We start from the raw sequence: 18,256 nt of genomic DNA, 5'->3' as shown, positions 1-18,256 counted from the left end.
ACGGCGCCTCACCTCAGAGATTGTTTCGACGTTCGCTCCGGCGAGTCATATGATGGTGGTTTCGAGAACCGGAGCGCAAGTAGAACGGGAAGCGCAGAAAACGCCTTCAGATGGCGGCCGAAGTAGAATTTCCAAACAATCTCTAGGCAAATTCCATGATCACCGCGTCCACAGCCAGGCTGTCGCCGGGCTTGGCGTTGAGTTTCGATACGACGAGGTCGCGTTCGGCGCGCAGCACGTTTTCCATCTTCATCGCCTCGACCACGGCCAAGGTCTCGCCGGCCTTGACCTCCTGGCCCTCGGCGACAGCGATCGACACGACGAGGCCGGGCATCGGGCAAAGCAGCAGTTTCGACGTGTCCGGCGCCACCTTCTCCGGCATCAGCCGTTCCAGCTCGGCGATGCGCGGCAGCATGGCGCGCGCGGTCACCGACATGCCTTTCCAGGCGATGCGAAGACCGTTGGCGACAGGCCGGATCTGGGCGACAACGGAGCGCTTGCCGACCGTGCCGCGCCAGATCAGGTCGCCCGGCCGCCAGTCGGATGAAACGGTCAGCGCCTTGCCGCCGTCGATCGACAGGTCGATCTCCATCGGAATGGATATCATGCCTTCGAGGATGGACGCCTGGAGGTAGTCGTCGCCGAGCTTCACCACCCAATCGCGCTTGAGCGCACCCGAATGCGGCGCCAACCGCCCGCCCAGCCGGTCGAGCCGGTCGCGGCGCAGCAATTCCACCGCGGTCACGATCGAGGTGAGAACTGCTTTTTCTCCGCTGTTCGGCACGACGGGCGCAAAACCGTCGGGGTATTCCTCTGCTATGAACCCCGTCGATATCGCCCCTTCCCGCCAGCGCGGATGCTGCATCAGCGCCGCCAGGAACGGAATGTTGTGCTCGATGCCGTCGACCACAAAACTGTCGAGCGCTTCCGACATGGCATCGATCGCTTCGATGCGCGTCGGCGCCCAGGTGCACAATTTGGCGAGCATCGGGTCATAGAACATCGAAATCTCGGAGCCTTCGGTGACGCCGGTGTCGTTGCGGATGATCACATCGCCGAATTGCCCTTCCTCCGGCGGCCGGTAGCGCGTCAGCCGGCCGATCGACGGCAGGAAATTGCGATGCGGGTCCTCGGCATAGAGCCGGCTTTCCACCGCCCAGCCATTCAGCTTGATGTCGCTTTGCTTCAAGGCGAGCTTCTCGCCGGCGGCGACGCGGATCATCTGCTCGACCAGATCTATGCCGGTGACGAGTTCGGTCACCGGATGCTCGACCTGCAATCGTGTATTCATTTCAAGGAAATAGAAGTTCTTGTCCTTGTCGACGATGAACTCGACCGTGCCGGCGCTCTGATAGTCGACCGCCCTGGCCAGCGCCACCGACTGCTCGCCCATGGCCTTGCGCGTCTTGGCATCGAGGAAGGGCGACGGCGCCTCTTCCGCCACCTTCTGGTTGCGGCGCTGGATCGAGCATTCACGCTCGCCGAGATAGAGCGCATTGCCATGCGCATCGGCCAGCACCTGGATCTCGATATGGCGCGGATCGACGACGAATTTCTCAATGAACACGCGGTCGTCGCCGAACGAGCTCTTGGCTTCCGAGCGCGCCCGGTCGAAACCGTCGCGCACTTCCGACTGGTTCCAGGCAATGCGCATGCCCTTGCCGCCGCCGCCGGCGGAGGCCTTGATCATCACGGGATAGCCGATCTCGCCGGCGATCTGTTCGGCGTGGTCGGCATTCTCGATGACGCCAAGCCAGCCGGGCACGGTCGAAACCTTGGCGGCGTTGGCGAATTTCTTCGATTCGATCTTGTCGCCCATGGCCTTGATCGCCTTGGGCTTCGGGCCGATGAAGACGATGCCTTCCTTCTCCAGCGTTTCGCAGAAGGCGGCGCGCTCGGACAGGAAGCCATAGCCGGGATGCACGGCCTGAGCCCCGGTTTCCTTGCAGGCGGCGATGATCTTTTCAGGGACAAGATAACTTTGCGCGGCGGGCGAAGGCCCGATATGCACCGCCTCGTCGGCCATCTCGACATGCACGGCATCGCGATCGGCATCGGAATAGACGGCGACCGTGGCAATCCCCATCTTGCGCGCCGTCTTGATGACGCGACAGGCGATCTCGCCACGGTTGGCGATCAGGATTTTTGTGAACATGCTGAGGTCATTCCCCTCCGGTCGGTCGTTCCTTTTATGACCTGTGCTTGCGGGGTCAAGCCGACCATGCAAATCACTGCCTTTCAATCGATTTGCGATTCCAATTCATCGCTGTGGCCCAGTCTCGGCACCAGCTTCTAGTTGATCGTGTCGAAAAAAACTGAAACCTTGGAAAAAAATTCGCATTTGGAGGACGCCCTATGAAAACCCGCGCCGCTGTCGCTGTCGCCGCCGGAAAGCCGCTGGAGATCATGGAGGTCGACCTCGACGGTCCGCGCGAAGGCGAGGTTCTGGTCGAGATCAAGGCGACCGGCATTTGCCACACCGACGAGTTCACGCTGTCGGGCGCCGATCCCGAAGGCCTGTTCCCAGCCATTCTCGGCCATGAGGGCGCTGGCGTGGTGGTCGATGTCGGCAAGGGCGTCACCTCGGTCAAGAAGGGCGACCACGTCATCCCGCTCTACACGCCGGAATGCCGGCAGTGCCCGTCCTGCCTGTCGAGAAAGACCAATCTGTGCACGGCGATCCGCGCCACGCAGGGCCAGGGCTTGATGCCCGACGGCTCGTCGCGCTTCTCGATCGGCAAGGACAAGATCTTCCACTATATGGGCTGCTCGACCTTCTCCAACTTCACCGTGCTGCCCGAGATCGCGGTGGCCAAGGTCAATCCGGACGCTCCCTTCGACAAGATCTGCTACATCGGCTGCGGTGTCACCACCGGCATCGGCGCCGTCATCAACACCGCCAAGGTCGAGCAAGGCGCGACCGCCGTGGTCTTCGGCCTCGGCGGTATCGGCCTGAACGTCATTCAGGGCCTGAAGCTTGCCGGCGCCGACATGATCATCGGCGTCGATTTGAACAACGACAAGAAGGAATGGGGCGAGCGGTTCGGCATGACGCATTTCGTCAATCCGAAGGAGATCGACGGCGACATCGTGCCTTACCTCGTCAACATGACTAAGCGCGGCGCCGACCAGATCGGCGGCGCCGACTACACGTTCGACTGCACCGGCAACACCAAGGTGATGCGCCAGGCGCTGGAAGCCTCGCACCGCGGCTGGGGCAAGTCGGTCATCATCGGCGTCGCCGGCGCCGGCCAGGAAATCTCGACGCGGCCGTTCCAGCTGGTCACCGGCCGCACCTGGATGGGCACCGCCTTCGGCGGCGCGCGCGGCCGCACCGACGTGCCGCGCATCGTCGACTGGTACATGGACGGCAAGATCCAGATCGATCCGATGATCACCCATTTGCTGAAACTGGACGAGATCAACAAGGGGTTCGACCTCATGCACGAGGGCAAGTCGATCCGAAGCGTCGTCGTTTACTGAAGCAAGCCACACGCCGCCGACCGACCGGCCAGCGACCTCTGTGGTTCACAACTGGGAGGAGAAAAGAATGGCGGAGAAACTGCATCCGAAAATCGACAATGGCCTGCCAAAGGAGAGCGCGAGCTTTGCCGGCGGCACGCTGGTCTGCGCCTGCACCAGCAAGCCGGTCAAGGTGAAGGTCAAGGGGCAGATCGCCCACAACCATGCCTGCGGCTGCACCAAATGCTGGAAGCCGGAAGGCGCGGTATTCTCGGTGGTTGCCGTGGCCGGCACGGGCGACGTCACCGTCAGCGAGAACGGCGACAAGCTGAAAGTGGTCGATTCCGCGGCGCTGATCCAGCGCCATGCCTGCACCGGCTGCGGTGTCCATATGCACGGCCCGGTCGAGCGCGACCATCCCTTCAAGGGCCTGACCTTCATCCATCCCGAGCGCTTCGTCGAGGATGGCTGGTCGCCGCCGGGGTTTGCAGCCTTCGTCTCGTCGATCATCGAATCCGGCGTCGATCCAAAACGGATGGACGGTATTCGCGCGCAGCTAAGGACAATCGGGCTCGAACCCTATGACTGTCTCAACCCTGGCCTGATGGACTATATGGCCACCTGGACCGCGAAGAAGTCCGGCGCCTTGCCGGCCTGAACACTGTAAGATTTCAGGCAGGGGCCGGACACGTTTCCGGCCCCTGTCCGTTTCGGAGGGATTATGCCCGCACCCGCCATCTACGTCGATGCCGACGCCTGCCCGGTCAAGGCCGAGGTGGAAAAGGTCGCCGAGCGCCTCGGCGTCGTCGTCACCTACGTCTCCAATGGCGGCTTGCGGCCATCGCGCGATCCAATGATCCGCAATGTCGTGGTCTCCAAGGGCGCCGACGCCGCCGACGACTGGATCGTCGAGAATGCCAAATCCAACGACATCGTGATCACGGCGGACATTCCGCTTGCCGCCCGCGCGGTGGCGCTCGGGGCGCATGTGCTTGGGCCAACCGGGCGGCCGTTCACGCCCGAAACCATCGGCATGGCGGTGGCCATGCGCGACCTCAAGCAGCATTTGCGCGAAACCGGTGAGAGCAAGGGCTACAATGCCTCCTTCGCGCCGCAGGACCGTTCGCGGTTTCTTGGTGAACTCGACCGCATCTTGCGGCGCGCGCTGAAATCCGCCACACCCGGCTAGAAACCGAGCGCGATCCAGGGTGGAGACGTCATGGCCATCGAAGCCCCGATCCAGAAACCTATGCAGCGCCATATGCTGTTCGCAATGTCGGCGTGTTTCGGCGCGTTTGCGCTGCTCGTGGCGTTGCTGCTGCACGCCCCGCTCGCCTATTCGATCGGCGCCAATGCCTTTTTCGCCGCCTACGTCATTCTCGTCGTCAGCCAGATGCCCAAATTCACCGGCAAGTATCTGAGCAAGAATGCGCGCGCCACCGACCAGCCGGTGCTGGTCATCTTCGCCGTGACGCTCGTCGTCGTTGTCGTCGCCGTTGTCTCGTTGTTCCTGCTTATCAACCAGAAGAACAGAGGCAATTCCGTCGAACTCGGTTTCGCGCTGCTGTCGATCCCGCTTGGTTGGTTCACCATCCATGCCATGGCCGCACTTCACTATGCGCATGTCTACTGGATGGACGGCGATGCGGTGGACGCTGAAACCAAGAAGAAAATCCCGGTCGGCGGATTGCTGTTCCCAGGCGACAAGCGCCCGGAAGGTTGGGATTTCCTCTATTTCTCGGCAGTCATCGGCATGACGGCGCAAACCGCCGACACCAACATCTCGACCACGCATATGCGCTGTGTCGTCCTCGTCCACTCGATCCTGTCGTTTTTCTTCAACACGGTCATCGTCGCCGCAGCCGTCAATCTCGCCGTCAGCCTGGGTAGCCCGTAATAAATCCGTGATCGGGTGAAACATCGGTTTGGATCGCGACGTATCAGGAGGACAATGAACGCGCAGGCCACGCCGCGAGGCCGGGAGACGAGACAAAATGGAATCCGTTGCCAGAAGCCAATCCGCCACCGGACCGGACGCTCCCGTGTCGAGCGACAGCACGCTGATCTACCGGCAGTCGCGGTGGACGCGGCTGACACACTGGATCTGGGCCATTTCGCTGTTCTTCATGCTGCTTTCCGGCCTGCAGATCTTCAACGCCCGGCCGCAGCTCTATATCGGCAAGCAATCCGGCTTCGGCTACAACAACACCATTTTCCAAATCGGCGCCGAAAACACGAGCGCCGGGCCGCGCGGCTTCACCGAGATCTTCGGGCACCGCTTCGACACGACGGGCGTGCTCGGCTGGTCGGGTCCGCCAGGCAACGAGACGGCGCGTGGCTTCCCGTCCTGGGCGACCATCCCGTCCTATTATGACCTCGGCACCGCCCGCGTCGTGCATTTCTTCTTCGCCTGGATCCTGACGACGACCTTGATCGTCTGGCTGGTCGCCAGCCTGGTCAACGGCCATATCAGGCGCGATCTCGCCCCGCGCCTCGACGACCTCAAGCGGCTGCCGCGGGACATAGTCGACCACGCGAAGCTGAAATTCCATCACACACGTGAATACAACACACTGCAGAAGATGGCCTATGGCGGTGTGCTGTTCGTGCTGTTGCCGCTGATGATCATCACCGGCCTTGCCATGTCGCCCAGCATGAATTCGGTGCTGCCTTTCCTCAACGAAGTGCTCGGCGGCCGGCAGACGGCGCGCACCATTCATTTCACCGTCATGCTGCTGCTGGTCGGCTTCTTCATCATCCACATTCTGATGATCCTGGCCGCCGGCCCGATCAACGAATTGCGCTCGATCATCACCGGCTGGTACCGCACCGACCCTCCCGCGCATGACGACAAGACGACCGAGAGGAGTGCCTGACATGGCGAAGTTTGAGATCAGCCCCAATTTTCAGATCAGTCGAAGGAAATTCCTGACTGCCGCCAGCCTTGGCGCCTCGGGTATCATGCTGTCGGGCTGCGACGCTTTCGACAGCCAGTTGAGCATCGGCAGCGGCCTGCGCAGTTTCCTCGAAAACGCCAATGGGCTGACATATCGCGCGCAACGCCTGCTTGCCGGCCGTGACGCGCTGGCACCGGAATTCACCGAGGCCGATATCCGCCAGCCGCAGCGGCCGAACGGCGTTACCGCCCCTGACGACGACACCTACAAGGGCCTGCTCGCCAACAATTTCGCCGACTGGCGGCTGGAAGTCTCGGGCCTCGTCGAAAAGCCGCTGTCGCTCAGCCGCGAGCAGCTTCAGAACATGCCGAGCCGCACGCAGATCACCCGCCACGACTGCGTCGAGGGCTGGAGCTGCATCGCCAAATGGACCGGCACGCCGTTGTCGCAGGTGCTCGACCAGGCGGTGGTCAAGCCGCAGGCGCGTTACGTCATGTTCCACTGCCTCGACACGATCGACCGCAGCCTATCCGGCGACATCAAATATTACGGCACGATCGACCTGATCGACGCCCGCCATCCGCAGACGATCCTCGCCTACGGCCTGAACGGCAAACCGCTCCCGGTCGAAAACGGCGCCCCGTTGCGCGTCCGCGTCGAACGCCAACTCGGCTATAAGATGCCGAAATATCTCTACAAGATCGAGTTGGTCGACGGCTTCGCCAATGTCGGCGGCGGCCGCGGCGGCTATTGGGAAGACAATGGCTATGACTGGTATGGCGGGATTTGATGACCACCCGCATACAGGCCGAGCACGATCTTTCGCCGATCGAGTTGAGTTCGCTCGAGGAACGCCTCCACAACGACAACCGGCGCGCGACGGGCTGCGCCGATGACCGGGGACTGGCTTTCGTTATTCGTGACGGTGCAGGACATGCGATCGGCGTTGCCGCCGGCTACTCTTGGGCGAGCACGTCCGAGCTGACATTGATGTGGATTGACGCGGCCTATCGCGGTCGCGGCTATGCAAGGCAGTTGCTCAGCGCTTTTGTCGCTGAGGCAACGGCTCGAGGAGTCAGGAGAATTTGGGTCTCCAGCCACGACTTCCAGGCACCGGGCCTCTACGAGAAGGCTGGCTTCCGGCGCATCGCCGAACTCGCGGAATGGCCCGAAGGCCACTCCAACATCATCCTTTGTAAAACGACAGCAGCGGACGGTGCACTTTAGGCAACCTTCTCAAGCAGCGGCCTCAATGCCGGATGTATCTCCGGCGAGGCGTGCTTGATCAGGGTCAGCAGCGCGCGCTCGTTCTCGTACAGAGGCCTATCCCCGCCGATATGCTCGACCAGCCATTTGGCTTCGCCGGCATCGATCGTCTCGGCACGGCGGGCCAGGGCCTCGGCCGCCCTGTTCTTGGCCTCCCATTCGGCCTCGATGTCATCGGGGGACCGATAGGCCTCGATGATGCCAGCAAGGCTGCCGGAGACCATGCGGCTGAAGAACCCGCCGATTGCCGGCTCGGCATGTTCGAGGAAGCTCTCCTGGCGCAGCGCCACGTCGCGGGTCGGCGCCTCATAGCCGGCCGAACACATGACGAAATTGGCGATCGCCTTGACGAAAAGGTCGTTCCAGGACGGATCGTTCTTGGCCTGGGCGGTGTGCTCGTTGATCCTGAACAGCACCTCGGCCTCGCCGCGGGTGATGGCGATGTTGCCGTCGCCGCCATGGGCGTAGAGGATGCGGCGCAGCAGCTCGACTTCCGCCTTGGCGATCAGTCCGGGCACCAGCACGCCGCCCAGCATCAGCGGCCCCTTGCCGTCGATGACGGCATGCGCGACCTGCTCCAGCGCATAGACACAAAGCTTGCTCGGCGAGGATCTCGCCTTTTCCAGCACATGGACCAGCAATTCGAGTTCGGTGCGGCTGTCGACCATGCCGTCGCGCGAAATAGTGCGGACCAGCCAGTCGGCATTATCCTGCGAGATGTAGCCCGAGGGCTTTTCTTGATGGACGATGTAGTCGGTCACCGCCTCGACGAAGAACGGGGCCCACTCCGCGCATTTGTCCTGGGCCGTCTGGTCGAGCGCGAACAGCGCCTCGGCCTCGCCTCGCATCACCACGCCATCGGCGAACACGTCGCGGCGCAGCATCACCACGTCCTCCGAGGCAATGCGATTCTTCGAGGTCAGCCCCGCCACCGGCGCGCTCATGATCAATTCGCCCATTGTCGTCCCCGTCCGCCCCAAAGCGTTACATCGGCCTGCTATATCAGGAGTGTCTTGAAAAACCGGCAAACGGCGTGGTTAGCGAAGACTTGCCGGCCAGTGCATGTCGCCCAAAAGTGCGCAGCGGTTTTGGGAAAACGACATGCATCAAACAAAGAGCTAAAGCGCATCACCTGAATCCGTTTCAACGCGACGCACCTTTGATGTCGCTGGGAGGTGACAAGGTGTCGCCGACGGGCTATGGATGGCGCGTCGAGGGCTCGGGATTCTGAGTCCTACCTGTTTGCGGGAGAGAGCAGCGAGAGCTGCCGCCGAAGGGGAAATCGCCCGAAATCTCTCAGGCAAAAGAACCGTAGACGGGAAAGACACTCTGGAAAGTCGGGGCTTGCCCCCGCGCCGAAGGTGTAAGCGCCGCTGACAGAGTTCCGGCTGCGCGAGTCTCTCAGGCTTCAGACAGAGGGGCACGGACTGGTCGCCATTCGCGGCCGATTGCGTGCGACTCTGGAGACGACATGACGGGCGACCATAGCAAACACCTTCCCCTCGAAGATCTCCACACGGCCGCCGGTGCGCGCTTCGGCGCCTTCGCCGGCTGGTCGATGCCGCTGACCTATCCGGCCGGCGTCATGAAGGAGCACCTGCACACCCGCGAGCATGCCGGTCTCTTCGATATCTCGCATATGAAACTGTTCGAGGTCAGCGGGCCGCAAGCGGTTGCGCTGCTCGACCGCGCTTGCCCCTTGGATGCCGGCGCGCTCGAAATCTCGCAGTCGAAACTGTCCTTCATCCTCAATGAGGCCGGCGGCATCCTCGACGACCTGATCGTCACCCGGCTCGGCGATACAAGGTTCATGGTGGTCGCCAATGCCGGCAACGCCGCCGCCGACGAGAAGCATCTGCGTGAACTGGCCGCGAATTTCGATGTGAAGGTCGAGCCGCTCGACCGCGTCTTCCTGGCCATCCAGGGACCCGAGGCCTGGGCAGTCCTGTCCCGTGCCGGCATCGAGACCGGCTCGCTGCTGTTCATGCACGGGGTCGAGCCGCGGAAAGACTGGTTCATGAGCCGGTCGGGTTACACCGGCGAGGACGGTTTCGAGATCGGCCTGCCGGAGGCGGACGCGCGTGATTTGGTCACGAAGCTGCTCGAGGATGAACGCGTTCTGTGGATCGGCCTTGCCGCGCGCGACAGCCTGCGGCTTGAGGCCGGCCTCTGCCTGCATGGCCAGGACATCACGCCGGAGACCGACCCGGCCGCCGCCGCGCTGATGTGGGCAATTCCCAAGGACATCAGAGCTTCCGGCGCCTTTATCGGCGCCGACGCCTTGCGCGCCGCCGTCGAACGCGGCCCGGCGCAAAAGCGCGTCGGCCTGAAGCCGGAAGGCCGCCAGCCGGTGCGCGCCGGTGCCGCCCTGTTCGATGCCGACGGCAATCACGCCGGCCATGTCACGTCAGGCGGCTTTGGCCCCTCGGCCGGCCATCCGGTCGCCATGGGCTATGTCGCCGCAGCGCTGGCAAAGCCCGGCACACGGTTGTTCGCCGACGTACGCGGCACGAAGATCCCCGTCGATATCAGCTCCCTGCCCTTCACCCCTCATCGCTACCGCAAAGGATGAACTCCATGGCAACGACCTTTTTCACATCAGATCACGAATGGCTCCGCGTCGAAGGCGGTGTCGCCACGGTCGGCATCACCGACTACGCGCAGGAGCAACTCGGCGACCTCGTTTTCGTCGAACTGCCGGAGATCGGAAAGAAGCTGACCAAAGGCGACACCGCCGTCGTGGTCGAATCCGTCAAGGCGGCCTCCGACGTTTACGCGCCGGTTGACGGCGAGATCACCGAGGCCAACGGCACGCTGTCTTCCGACCCGTCGCTGGTCAACTCCGCGGCAACCGGCGCCGGCTGGCTGTGGAAGATGAAGCTTGCCGACGAAAGCCAGCTCGCCGGCCTCATGGACGAGGCCGCCTACAAAGCCCATATCGCCTGAAATCAGGACTTAGAGATGATGACCACAGCACTTACCCCCTTCTCGGCCCGTCATATCGGTCCTGGCGTGAACGATGTCAGAGCCATGCTTGCGGTGATCGGCGTCCCTTCCGTCGAGACGCTGATCAGCCAGGCCGTGCCGCAGTCGATTCGCCTCGACCTGCCGCTGACCTTGCCCGCGCCGGCCAGCGAGGCCGAAGCGCTGGCCGAATTGTCGGCCATCATGGAGAAGAACACGGTGCTGAAAAGCTTCATCGGCGCCGGCTATCACGGCGTTCACGTGCCGCCGGTCATCCAGCGCAATCTGTTCGAGAATCCGGCCTGGTACACGGCCTACACGCCCTATCAGGCCGAGATCAGCCAGGGTCGTCTGGAAATGCTGTTCAATTTCCAGACCTTGGTCACCGAATTGACCGGACTGCCGGTGGCATCCGCCTCGCTGCTCGATGAAGCAACCGCTGTCGCCGAAGCGGTCGGCATCGCGCTGCGCCACCACCGTGACAAGCGCAGCAAGGTGGCGCTCGCCGGCACGCCGCATCCGCAGACGCTGGATGTGGTGCGCACCCGCGCCGAACCGCTCGGCATCGAGATCGACGGCGAGACCATCGACGACAACACCGCTGCCCTGCTCGTCTCCTGGCCCGACACCTTTGGCGTCTATGGCGACCACAAGGCCGCGATCGACAAGGCCCGCGCCACCGGTACCATCGTCGTCTTCATCGCCGATCCGCTGGGCCTGACGCTGACCGATGCGCCGGCGAAACTCGGCGCCGACATCGCCGTCGGCCCGATGCAGCGGTTTGGCGTGCCGATGGGCTTTGGCGGCCCACATGCCGCTTACTGCGCCGTCTCCGATAAGCTGACGCGTCTGATGCCCGGCCGCCTCGTCGGCCAATCGACCGACAGCAAGGGCCGGCCCGGATACCGCCTTGCCTTGCAAACGCGCGAACAGCATATCCGCCGCGACAAGGCGACCTCCAACATCTGCACCGCGCAGGCGCTGCTCGCCAACATGGCGACGGCCTATGCCATCTGGCACGGCCCCGCCGGGCTGCAGGCGATCGCCGGACGCATCCACGCTCTGGCAAACCGTCTGGCGAGCGGCCTCAAGGCGGCGGGCGTTTCGGTGCTCGGCGCCAGCCGCTTCGACACGGTGACGGTGGAGGCGAAAGGCAAGGCCGCGCAAATCGCCGAGGCTGCCGAAAAGACCGGCCGGCTGCTGCGCGTCCTCGACACCGACCATGTCGGTATCGCCTTCGACGAGACCTCGACAGACGCCGATCTCGACGCGATCGCTTCCCTGTTCGGCGCCAAGGCTGCCTCCTCGGCCGACAGCACCGTTCCCAGCAAGCCGCGTGGAAAGGAGTTTCTGACCCAGCAGGTCTTCAACGAGAACAAGTCGGAGACCGACATGATGCGCCTGCTGCGCCGGTTGGCCGACAAGGATCTGGCGCTCGACCGCTCCATGATCCCGCTCGGATCCTGCACCATGAAGCTCAACGCGGCGGCCGAAATGATGCCGGTGAGTTGGCCAAGCATCGCCAATCTGCATCCCTTCGCACCGGCCAGCCATTCGGCCGGCTATCGCGCCATGATCGGCGAGCTGGAAGGCTGGCTGTCCGAAATCACCGGCTTCGACGCGGTCAGCCTGCAGCCCAATGCCGGCAGCCAGGGCGAATATGCCGGCCTGCTCGCCATCCGCGCCTATCACCGCTCGCGCGGCGAAGGCCGTCGCACGGTCTGCCTGATCCCCTCTTCCGCGCATGGCACCAATCCGGCGAGTGCGGCGATGGCCGGCATGAGCGTCGTCGTCGTGCGCTGCCTGGAAGACGGCAATATCGACATGGACGATATGCGGGCCAAGGCCAACGAGCATTCCAAGAATCTCGCGGCGCTGATGTTCACCTATCCCTCGACGCATGGCGTCTATGAAGAAGGCGCGCGCCACCTCTGCGCCCTCATCCACGAGCATGGCGGCCAGGTCTATTTCGACGGCGCCAACCTCAACGCGCTGGTCGCGCTCGCCCGGCCCGCCGATATCGGCGCCGATGTCTGCCATATGAACCTGCACAAGACCTTCTGCATCCCGCATGGCGGCGGCGGCCCCGGCATCGGCCCGATCGGCGTCAAGGCGCATCTGAAGCCCTATCTGCCGGGCCATGTCACCGAAGGCTCGGCGCATGCCGTGTCGGCGGCACCCTTCGGCAGCGCTTCCATCCTGCCGATCACCTGGATGTATATCCGCATGATGGGCGCCGCCGGACTGAAGCAGGCCACGGAGACCGCCATCATCTCGGCCAACTATGTGGCGACACGGCTCGCGCCGCACTTCCCGCTGCTCTACAAGGGCCGGCACGATCGCATCGCGCATGAGTGCATCCTCGATACCCGCGTGCTCAAGGACAGCGCCGGCATCAGTGTCGATGACATCGCCAAGCGCCTGATCGACTATGGCTTCCACGCGCCGACCATGTCGTTTCCGGTCGCCGGCACGCTGATGGTCGAGCCGACGGAATCCGAGCCGAAGCGCGAACTCGACCGCTTCTGCGAGGCGATGATCGCCATTGCCGGCGAAGCGGCGAAAGTCGCCAGGGGCGACTGGCCCTTGGCCGACAACCCGCTGGTCAACGCGCCGCACACCGCCGCCGAGACGCTGGCAGGCCAGTGGACCCACCCCTACTCGCGCCTGGAAGCGGCCTATCCCGCGGGCGACGCCGATACGGCGGCCAAGTACTGGCCGCCGGTGTCGCGCATCGACAATGTCGCCGGCGACCGCAATCTGGTCTGCTCCTGCCCGCCGCTGTCGGATTACCTGGGCGCGGCTGAATAACTAGGCTGAGCGCAAGGCCGGCTTGACCGGTTCGGCCTGGCCCATTCTTTTGCCGCTGATGACGCAGTTTCGGCCGGCGCGCTTGGCCGCGTAGAGCGCGGCATCCGCCTCGGCCAGCACCTCGTCGAGGCTGCTGCCGTCGGCGCCGCCGAAGCCGATGCCGCCGCTGACCGTGCTGCGCAACGGACCGAGCGGGGTAGGAACGATTTCGGTGCCGAAGGCGACGCCGATCTTGCTGGCGAGATCATGGGCTCGCTCTTCCGTCATCCGCGACATGACGATGGCGAACTCCTCGCCACCCAGGCGAAAGGCGTCGACGCCGGTCCTGGCATATTTCCGGATTACGGCGGCGAAGCGGCACAGGACCTGGTCTCCGACCGGGTGACCGTAGATGTCGTTCGTCCTCTTGAAGTGATCGAGGTCGAACATGACGACCGCCATGAAGGGACCGAAGGGCCGCTCGCCGTGGAGGGACATCAACCCGCGACGGTTCATCAGCCCGGTCAATGGATCGGTCATGGTCTCGGCCTTCAGCTCGATCTGCGCCTGCAGATGATGAAGCGAGAGCGTCAAGGCGCCCAGACCGGTCATGCAGGCCACCGCCACGACGGAATTCAGACGTTCGGCCCAATTGTCGGGCGCCGCCCCGAGCGTCCATTGCCCCTTGGCCATCAGAACCACGCCGCAAAGGGCAAACGACACCGCGCAGGTGCCACTCAGGAACGAAACCACCAGCAGGATCCGGCGATCGTGGCTGCCATTGACCCAGAACATGGCTCCGATCGTCGACAGCAGCACGGTCACCGTCGCGTAGGTGACGATGAAGCCGACACCGTCAAGGCCGAGGAAGGTGAAGGCCGCGCAGACAGCCATGGCGGCAAGTGTCGGCATGATCGCACGCCTGTGGTCCGGCACGCCGAGATACTGCATGGCCGAAAGGCAGATGATCAGGAAGCCCAGGCTGAGCAGCGCCAGCGCAATCTGGCAAAGCAGCGGATCAGGCTCCTTGGTGTAGCGCCAGAACAGGATCACATGCGCGACAAGCACGATAATGCCGCACGCCACCGTCAGCACGAAACGCGCCCGCGGCGCGGTGAGCCAGATGGCAAACATGGTGACGGCAAGGCATGTGCCCGACAGCGCGGCCGCGAGCAGGAGCGAACTGAAATCCAGCATATCTGGCGGGGGCCTCTCGAGCGTCGGCGGTTACGCCGCATTCTAGGTCAGCGGCAGCCCTCGAACATGGTTTTCAGCCGATCTTTCGACCCAGGCTGCGTTTAGGGTTTACAAAGCGTCGACAGTGCCCGTGCGGAAATCGGCCCTTGGGCAGCGCGAGGATCAAACGCGCATCAGCCCTTGTTCAGCAAGGCGAGATTGGCGTTGACGACCGTCGGGTCGGCCATGCCGGCCTTCGCCTCGAGCAGCAGCGCCCTGGCCTTTTTCTTGTTGCCGCGCAGCAGTTGCGAATAGCCCATATTGTTGACGATCTGCGGTTTGCGGCCGGCGACCTTCAACAGCTGGCCATAGGCGCGGTCGGCGAAGTCGAAGCGGCCGAGCTCGTCATAGGAGGCGGCCAGCCCCATCCAGGCCTCCGCATTGTCAGCCTTCAGCTCGACGGCCTTGCGGAAATGCTGTTCGGCGAGACCATAATTGGCGTCGCGAAACTGCGCCTTGCCTTGTGCCAGGTCGGATGTGTCGACATCCTTGGCCGCCGGCTGGATCGCGGTCGTCTTGGTCGTGTCGACGTTGTTGTTCGTCGTGCACCCGGTGATCATCAGGACGGCCGCCATCGTGGCCATCGCCGCAAATTGTGTCTGACGCATGCCCTGCCCCGTCGCCCGATTTGCCGGGTCGTTCTTCAGGTAAAGACATTAGAGCAAAGCGATTAAGCTTCGGTACCGAAATGCAGCTAAGATTTGGTTTCCGCAATTACCAGCCATTAACCACCGGACCCCAACGCCTCAAGCGGACGCGGGGGGACGGTCTCACGGCGGATCCATTGCCTTGAGCTCGGCCGGAACCGGATAGCGGTGGCCGTCATAGCGCAGTCGGTAGGTCCAGCTCACCGACTTGCCGGGGTGGGACTGGCACTCGCCATCCTTGTCGGGGAGCGGCTCGTCGGTATCCTTCCGCTCTACCGCGATGATGTCATGGTAGCCGCGATGGATCCTCGGGCTCATCGCCAGGCTGACCTGGCTGGAATGAAAGGATCCCGCGCAACTGGTGTCGCCTTCGCCGCCATGGCCGGCTACGGCAAGCCCGTCGAGCACCGCCTGCAGCGCATTGCCTGATATGGCGTAGAGCCGCAGGTCGGTTTCGTTGAAGGGATTGGGCTGTGAATGATTGGCCATGTCGATGCGCAGGCCGAAGGCGGTGACACCCGGCGCCAGCCCATAACGGGCGGTATCGAATTCGATTCCCCGGATGGCGACGGCATCGTCGTTCATCAGCCTGGGCTGGAGCAGGCGCTGGCGTACCTGCAGGGTCTTCCTGTCGACGACCAGAAGCTCGATGTCGCCAACATGCTGGCCGTCGGCGGATTGGACGCTGTCGATCAGCGGCACCGCGACCAGCAACAGATCGTCATGGGCAGGCCAGACCTTGCAGAGCAGGCCAGGCATACCGTCCTGCGGGACCGCAAGCGGGATGCTGGTATGCGGTTCGAGCGTGAACGAGCGGCCGTCGGCGCTCTTTTGAATCTTGGGATAAGCCTGCCGCAACAGCGCGGCGGCATCGCCGCAATCATCGGCCGCGGCCAGGGCGGGCCACAGACTGGCCGCGGCAAGAGCGGCGGCACACAACAACATTCGCATGGGGATCCTCATGTCGCAGGGCCGAGTTCGGGCAGCAACTTGTTGGCCAAGCTCCGTATCAAGCTCGGCAAGCCGCGATGCGCAGGCTTGCCACTGAACATCGATGTCGCCTAGTGGTTACCCGTCATTTTGACGATGATCGGGATGATCGCGATCATCAGCACCACCGGCAGGATGCACACCGTCACCGGTATCGACATCTTGGCCGGCAAGGCATGTGCCTTTTCCTCGGCCAGCGACATGCGCTTGTGGCGCATTTCGTCGGAGAAGACGCGCAGCGCGCCTGACAGGCTGGTGCCGAGTTCCTTCGACTGCTGTAAGAGCGTGGCGAAGGAGCGAACCTCGTCCAGGCTGAGGCGGTCGGCGAGTGCCTTCAGCGCATCGTCGAGGCTGCGCCCTGCCCTCAGTTCCAGCGACACCAGCTGCAAATTCTGGCTGAGCGCCGGATAGGTCTTGGCGAGCTCCTTCGAGACGCGCTCGATACCGGCTTCCATGCTCATGCCGGCATCCGAACAGACGATCATCAGATCCATGAAGTCGGGAAAGCCGTTGCGGTACTCGCGCATCTTCTCCCGCACCTGCTGGGTCAGCACCAGGCCGGGCAGGAAATAACCGGCCACGCCCGACAGGATGACGAACGCCCAGCGGCTGGTCATCGTCGCTTCGGCGCTGGCCAGCCACTGGTTGAGGACAAAGGCGCCGATCGCGCCGCCGACCAGCGCGGAAAAGCGTATGATGAAGAACGTGCCGGCGGCGCGCGGCTCCATATAGCCGGCCTGGATCAGCTTCATGCGCAACCGGGCGACATTTTCCGGATCGCTCTTGGCGTAGAATTCCTGCGCCCGCTTCACCGCCTTTTCGCGCACGACATTGGCGTTCTTCTTCTGCAGCGGCTCGGGCTTCGCGGCCACCGCGCCATGGTCGACCTTGAGCCGGCGCTTCACGTCGTTGCGGTCGCCCTTCGCCGCCACCATCGGCCAGGCGACGGCGACGCTGCCCAGGGCCAGAAGCAGGATCGCCACCGGCATCAGGGAGGTCGGTGCGAGCGAGGCGAGGAATTCGATGAAGCCCTGCATGTCAGAACCTGAAATTCGACATTTTGAACATCATCAGATTGCCCAGCATCAGCCAGGTCACGGACCCGCCGATCAGGTACCAGGTCTTTGGCTCGTCCCAGACATCACGGTAGAAGCCCGGCATCAGCGCCATGATGGCGGCAAACAGCAGCGCCGGTATCGCCGTCAGGATGTAGGCCGACATGCGGCCTTCGGTCGAGATGGCGCGCACCTTGCGACGCAGCTTGCCGCGCTCGCGGATCGTCAGCGCCAGGCCGTCGAGGATTTCGCGCAGATTGCCCCCCGAACTGGACTGGATGGAGACGGCGGTGATGAACAGCGGCAGATCCTCATGGCCGACCCTGTCGAACAGCGAATTCAAAGCCGAGACCAGGTCGGAACCATAGGTCACCTCATCGGCGATGACGCCGAACTCGGTGCCGATCGGATCGGGCATTTCGCGCGACACCATGGCGATGGCCACCGGCACGGGGTGACCGGCCTTGAGGCCGCGCGTGATCAGTTCCAGTGCCTCGGGCAGCTGCATGCCAAAGCGCTTAAGCCGACGCTTGCGCATGGAGCGCATCACCATCACCGGCACCAGCGGCAACAGCACGACGAACAGGAGAAGCCCCATCAGCAGTGGCAAGCCGTACCAGATGGCGACCAGGGTCATGGCCATCGCCACACCCGAGGTGATCATCAGAAATTTCGACAGCGGCATGATCATGCCCGACTGCGTACGCAGCGCGCGGAACCGGTCTGGCGAGAACAGCGAGGTGCCCGCGTCGAGGCCGCGCTCCTTGCGCAGCTGGATCAGCACCTGCTCCTGGCTGATCTTGCTTTCCTGCAGCTTCATGCGCCGGTTGATGGCGGTGCGCTTGTCGCTGCGGCCGGCATAGAGGAGATAGCAGGCCTCGGCGATCATGATGCCGGTCAGTGCTGCCCCGGCATAGACGACATAGATTGCGCTCAGCCCGTCGAACAC

At 63.4% G+C, this 18,256-nt stretch carries 17 protein-coding genes and 1 riboswitch; of the genes, 10 read left to right on the top strand and 7 right to left on the bottom strand.

The window, feature by feature from the left end; genetic code table 11:
* Nucleotides 1–142 precede the first annotated feature (142 nt).
* Nucleotides 143–2,155: an acetyl-CoA carboxylase biotin carboxylase subunit gene (locus JG747_RS19785; RefSeq protein ID WP_202359866.1), complete on the bottom strand. Its 2,013-nt coding sequence runs from the start codon at nucleotides 2,153–2,155 to the stop codon at nucleotides 143–145.
* A 200-nt stretch (nucleotides 2,156–2,355) separates the two neighbouring features.
* Here JG747_RS19785 and JG747_RS19780 point away from each other — a divergent pair, with 200 nt between their 5' ends.
* The 7 genes from JG747_RS19780 to JG747_RS19750 all read left to right on the top strand — a co-directional run bounded on the left by JG747_RS19780 (nucleotide 2,356) and on the right by JG747_RS19750 (nucleotide 7,586).
* Nucleotides 2,356–3,483 carry an S-(hydroxymethyl)glutathione dehydrogenase/class III alcohol dehydrogenase gene (locus JG747_RS19780; protein ID WP_202359865.1) on the top strand — a complete coding sequence of 376 codons (1,128 nt, stop codon included), beginning with the start codon at nucleotides 2,356–2,358 and terminating at the stop codon, nucleotides 3,481–3,483.
* A gap of 67 nt (nucleotides 3,484–3,550) precedes the next feature.
* The gene (gene gfa, locus JG747_RS19775) at nucleotides 3,551–4,120 is read left to right on the top strand and encodes an S-(hydroxymethyl)glutathione synthase (RefSeq protein WP_027046885.1); all 570 of its coding nucleotides are present in this window, start codon (nucleotides 3,551–3,553) and stop codon (nucleotides 4,118–4,120) included.
* Between the two features lie 63 nt (nucleotides 4,121–4,183).
* Nucleotides 4,184–4,651 (top strand): YaiI/YqxD family protein, encoded by a 468-nt coding sequence (locus tag JG747_RS19770; RefSeq protein WP_019858415.1) that lies wholly within the window; start codon nucleotides 4,184–4,186, stop codon nucleotides 4,649–4,651.
* A gap of 30 nt (nucleotides 4,652–4,681) precedes the next feature.
* A complete protein-coding gene (locus tag JG747_RS19765; RefSeq protein WP_202359864.1) occupies nucleotides 4,682–5,359 on the top strand; it encodes a DUF1345 domain-containing protein in 678 nt (225 codons plus the stop codon).
* A gap of 97 nt (nucleotides 5,360–5,456) precedes the next feature.
* Nucleotides 5,457–6,338 carry a cytochrome b/b6 domain-containing protein gene (locus JG747_RS19760; RefSeq protein WP_202359863.1) on the top strand — a complete coding sequence of 294 codons (882 nt, stop codon included), beginning with the start codon at nucleotides 5,457–5,459 and terminating at the stop codon, nucleotides 6,336–6,338.
* A gap of 1 nt (nucleotide 6,339) precedes the next feature.
* On the top strand, nucleotides 6,340–7,149 hold the full coding sequence (locus JG747_RS19755) for a molybdopterin-binding protein (protein WP_064984242.1): 810 nt from the start codon (nucleotides 6,340–6,342) through the stop codon (nucleotides 7,147–7,149).
* Nucleotides 7,149–7,586: a GNAT family N-acetyltransferase gene (locus JG747_RS19750; RefSeq protein ID WP_064984241.1), complete on the top strand. Its 438-nt coding sequence runs from the start codon at nucleotides 7,149–7,151 to the stop codon at nucleotides 7,584–7,586. Before JG747_RS19755 ends, JG747_RS19750 begins: the two co-directional genes overlap by 1 nt.
* On the opposite strand, the gene JG747_RS19745 is transcribed toward JG747_RS19750, so the two are convergent.
* Complete coding sequence (locus tag JG747_RS19745) at nucleotides 7,583–8,584, bottom strand: hypothetical protein (protein WP_202359862.1); 1,002 nt, start codon at nucleotides 8,582–8,584, stop codon at nucleotides 7,583–7,585. The two genes, JG747_RS19750 and JG747_RS19745, sit on opposite strands and share 4 nt — an antisense overlap.
* A 276-nt stretch (nucleotides 8,585–8,860) precedes the next feature.
* Nucleotides 8,861–8,947, top strand: a riboswitch (glycine riboswitch).
* 149 nt (nucleotides 8,948–9,096) lie between these two features.
* Between JG747_RS19745 and gcvT the strand changes: the two genes are divergently transcribed.
* From gcvT to gcvP, 3 genes are read left to right on the top strand one after another with little or no spacing between them, the layout of a single operon-like run.
* The gene (gcvT, locus tag JG747_RS19740; RefSeq protein ID WP_202359861.1) at nucleotides 9,097–10,197 is read left to right on the top strand and encodes a glycine cleavage system aminomethyltransferase GcvT; all 1,101 of its coding nucleotides are present in this window, start codon (nucleotides 9,097–9,099) and stop codon (nucleotides 10,195–10,197) included.
* Between the two features lie 5 nt (nucleotides 10,198–10,202).
* Nucleotides 10,203–10,571 (top strand): glycine cleavage system protein GcvH, encoded by a 369-nt coding sequence (gene gcvH / locus JG747_RS19735; protein WP_202359860.1) that lies wholly within the window; start codon nucleotides 10,203–10,205, stop codon nucleotides 10,569–10,571.
* Nucleotides 10,572–10,586: 15 nt separating this feature from the next.
* A complete protein-coding gene (gcvP, locus tag JG747_RS19730) occupies nucleotides 10,587–13,400 on the top strand; it encodes an aminomethyl-transferring glycine dehydrogenase (protein ID WP_202359859.1) in 2,814 nt (937 codons plus the stop codon).
* Here gcvP and JG747_RS19725 read toward each other — a convergent pair whose 3' ends face one another.
* The 5 genes from JG747_RS19725 to JG747_RS19705 form a co-directional block, all read right to left on the bottom strand.
* Nucleotides 13,401–14,576 carry a GGDEF domain-containing protein gene (locus JG747_RS19725; RefSeq protein ID WP_202359858.1) on the bottom strand — a complete coding sequence of 392 codons (1,176 nt, stop codon included), beginning with the start codon at nucleotides 14,574–14,576 and terminating at the stop codon, nucleotides 13,401–13,403.
* Between the two features lie 173 nt (nucleotides 14,577–14,749).
* Complete coding sequence (locus tag JG747_RS19720; RefSeq protein WP_019858425.1) at nucleotides 14,750–15,223, bottom strand: tetratricopeptide repeat protein; 474 nt, start codon at nucleotides 15,221–15,223, stop codon at nucleotides 14,750–14,752.
* Between the two features lie 162 nt (nucleotides 15,224–15,385).
* A complete protein-coding gene (locus tag JG747_RS19715) occupies nucleotides 15,386–16,213 on the bottom strand; it encodes a hypothetical protein (protein ID WP_202359857.1) in 828 nt (275 codons plus the stop codon).
* A gap of 110 nt (nucleotides 16,214–16,323) precedes the next feature.
* Nucleotides 16,324–17,289, bottom strand: coding sequence for a type II secretion system F family protein (locus JG747_RS19710; RefSeq protein WP_202359856.1), 966 nt, complete (start codon nucleotides 17,287–17,289; stop codon nucleotides 16,324–16,326).
* Nucleotide 17,290: 1 nt separating this feature from the next.
* Nucleotides 17,291–18,256 (bottom strand): type II secretion system F family protein, encoded by a 966-nt coding sequence (locus JG747_RS19705; protein WP_032930462.1) that lies wholly within the window; start codon nucleotides 18,254–18,256, stop codon nucleotides 17,291–17,293.

This window comes from Mesorhizobium sp. 131-3-5 (genome assembly GCF_016756575.1).
GTDB classification, from domain to species: Bacteria; Pseudomonadota; Alphaproteobacteria; order Rhizobiales; family Rhizobiaceae; genus Mesorhizobium; species Mesorhizobium jarvisii.
The sequence above is the reverse complement of the archived record's forward strand: the minus strand, read 5'-3'. Positions and strand labels throughout refer to the sequence as shown.

Bases quoted from the DNA above. Each gene is read 5' to 3' on its own strand.
- JG747_RS19785 (WP_202359866.1), bottom strand. From the start codon at position 2,155: ATGTTCACAAAAATCCTGATCGCCAACCGTGGCGAGATCGCCTGTCGC.
- JG747_RS19780 (WP_202359865.1), top strand. From the start codon at position 2,356: ATGAAAACCCGCGCCGCTGTCGCTGTCGCCGCCGGAAAGCCGCTGGAG.
- gfa (WP_027046885.1), top strand. From the start codon at position 3,551: ATGGCGGAGAAACTGCATCCGAAAATCGACAATGGCCTGCCAAAGGAG.
- JG747_RS19770 (WP_019858415.1), top strand. From the start codon at position 4,184: ATGCCCGCACCCGCCATCTACGTCGATGCCGACGCCTGCCCGGTCAAG.
- JG747_RS19765 (WP_202359864.1), top strand. From the start codon at position 4,682: ATGGCCATCGAAGCCCCGATCCAGAAACCTATGCAGCGCCATATGCTG.
- JG747_RS19760 (WP_202359863.1), top strand. From the start codon at position 5,457: ATGGAATCCGTTGCCAGAAGCCAATCCGCCACCGGACCGGACGCTCCC.
- JG747_RS19755 (WP_064984242.1), top strand. From the start codon at position 6,340: ATGGCGAAGTTTGAGATCAGCCCCAATTTTCAGATCAGTCGAAGGAAA.
- JG747_RS19750 (WP_064984241.1), top strand. From the start codon at position 7,149: ATGACCACCCGCATACAGGCCGAGCACGATCTTTCGCCGATCGAGTTG.
- JG747_RS19745 (WP_202359862.1), bottom strand. From the start codon at position 8,584: ATGGGCGAATTGATCATGAGCGCGCCGGTGGCGGGGCTGACCTCGAAG.
- gcvT (WP_202359861.1), top strand. From the start codon at position 9,097: ATGACGGGCGACCATAGCAAACACCTTCCCCTCGAAGATCTCCACACG.
- gcvH (WP_202359860.1), top strand. From the start codon at position 10,203: ATGGCAACGACCTTTTTCACATCAGATCACGAATGGCTCCGCGTCGAA.
- gcvP (WP_202359859.1), top strand. From the start codon at position 10,587: ATGATGACCACAGCACTTACCCCCTTCTCGGCCCGTCATATCGGTCCT.
- JG747_RS19725 (WP_202359858.1), bottom strand. From the start codon at position 14,576: ATGCTGGATTTCAGTTCGCTCCTGCTCGCGGCCGCGCTGTCGGGCACA.
- JG747_RS19720 (WP_019858425.1), bottom strand. From the start codon at position 15,223: ATGCGTCAGACACAATTTGCGGCGATGGCCACGATGGCGGCCGTCCTG.
- JG747_RS19715 (WP_202359857.1), bottom strand. From the start codon at position 16,213: ATGCGAATGTTGTTGTGTGCCGCCGCTCTTGCCGCGGCCAGTCTGTGG.
- JG747_RS19710 (WP_202359856.1), bottom strand. From the start codon at position 17,289: ATGCAGGGCTTCATCGAATTCCTCGCCTCGCTCGCACCGACCTCCCTG.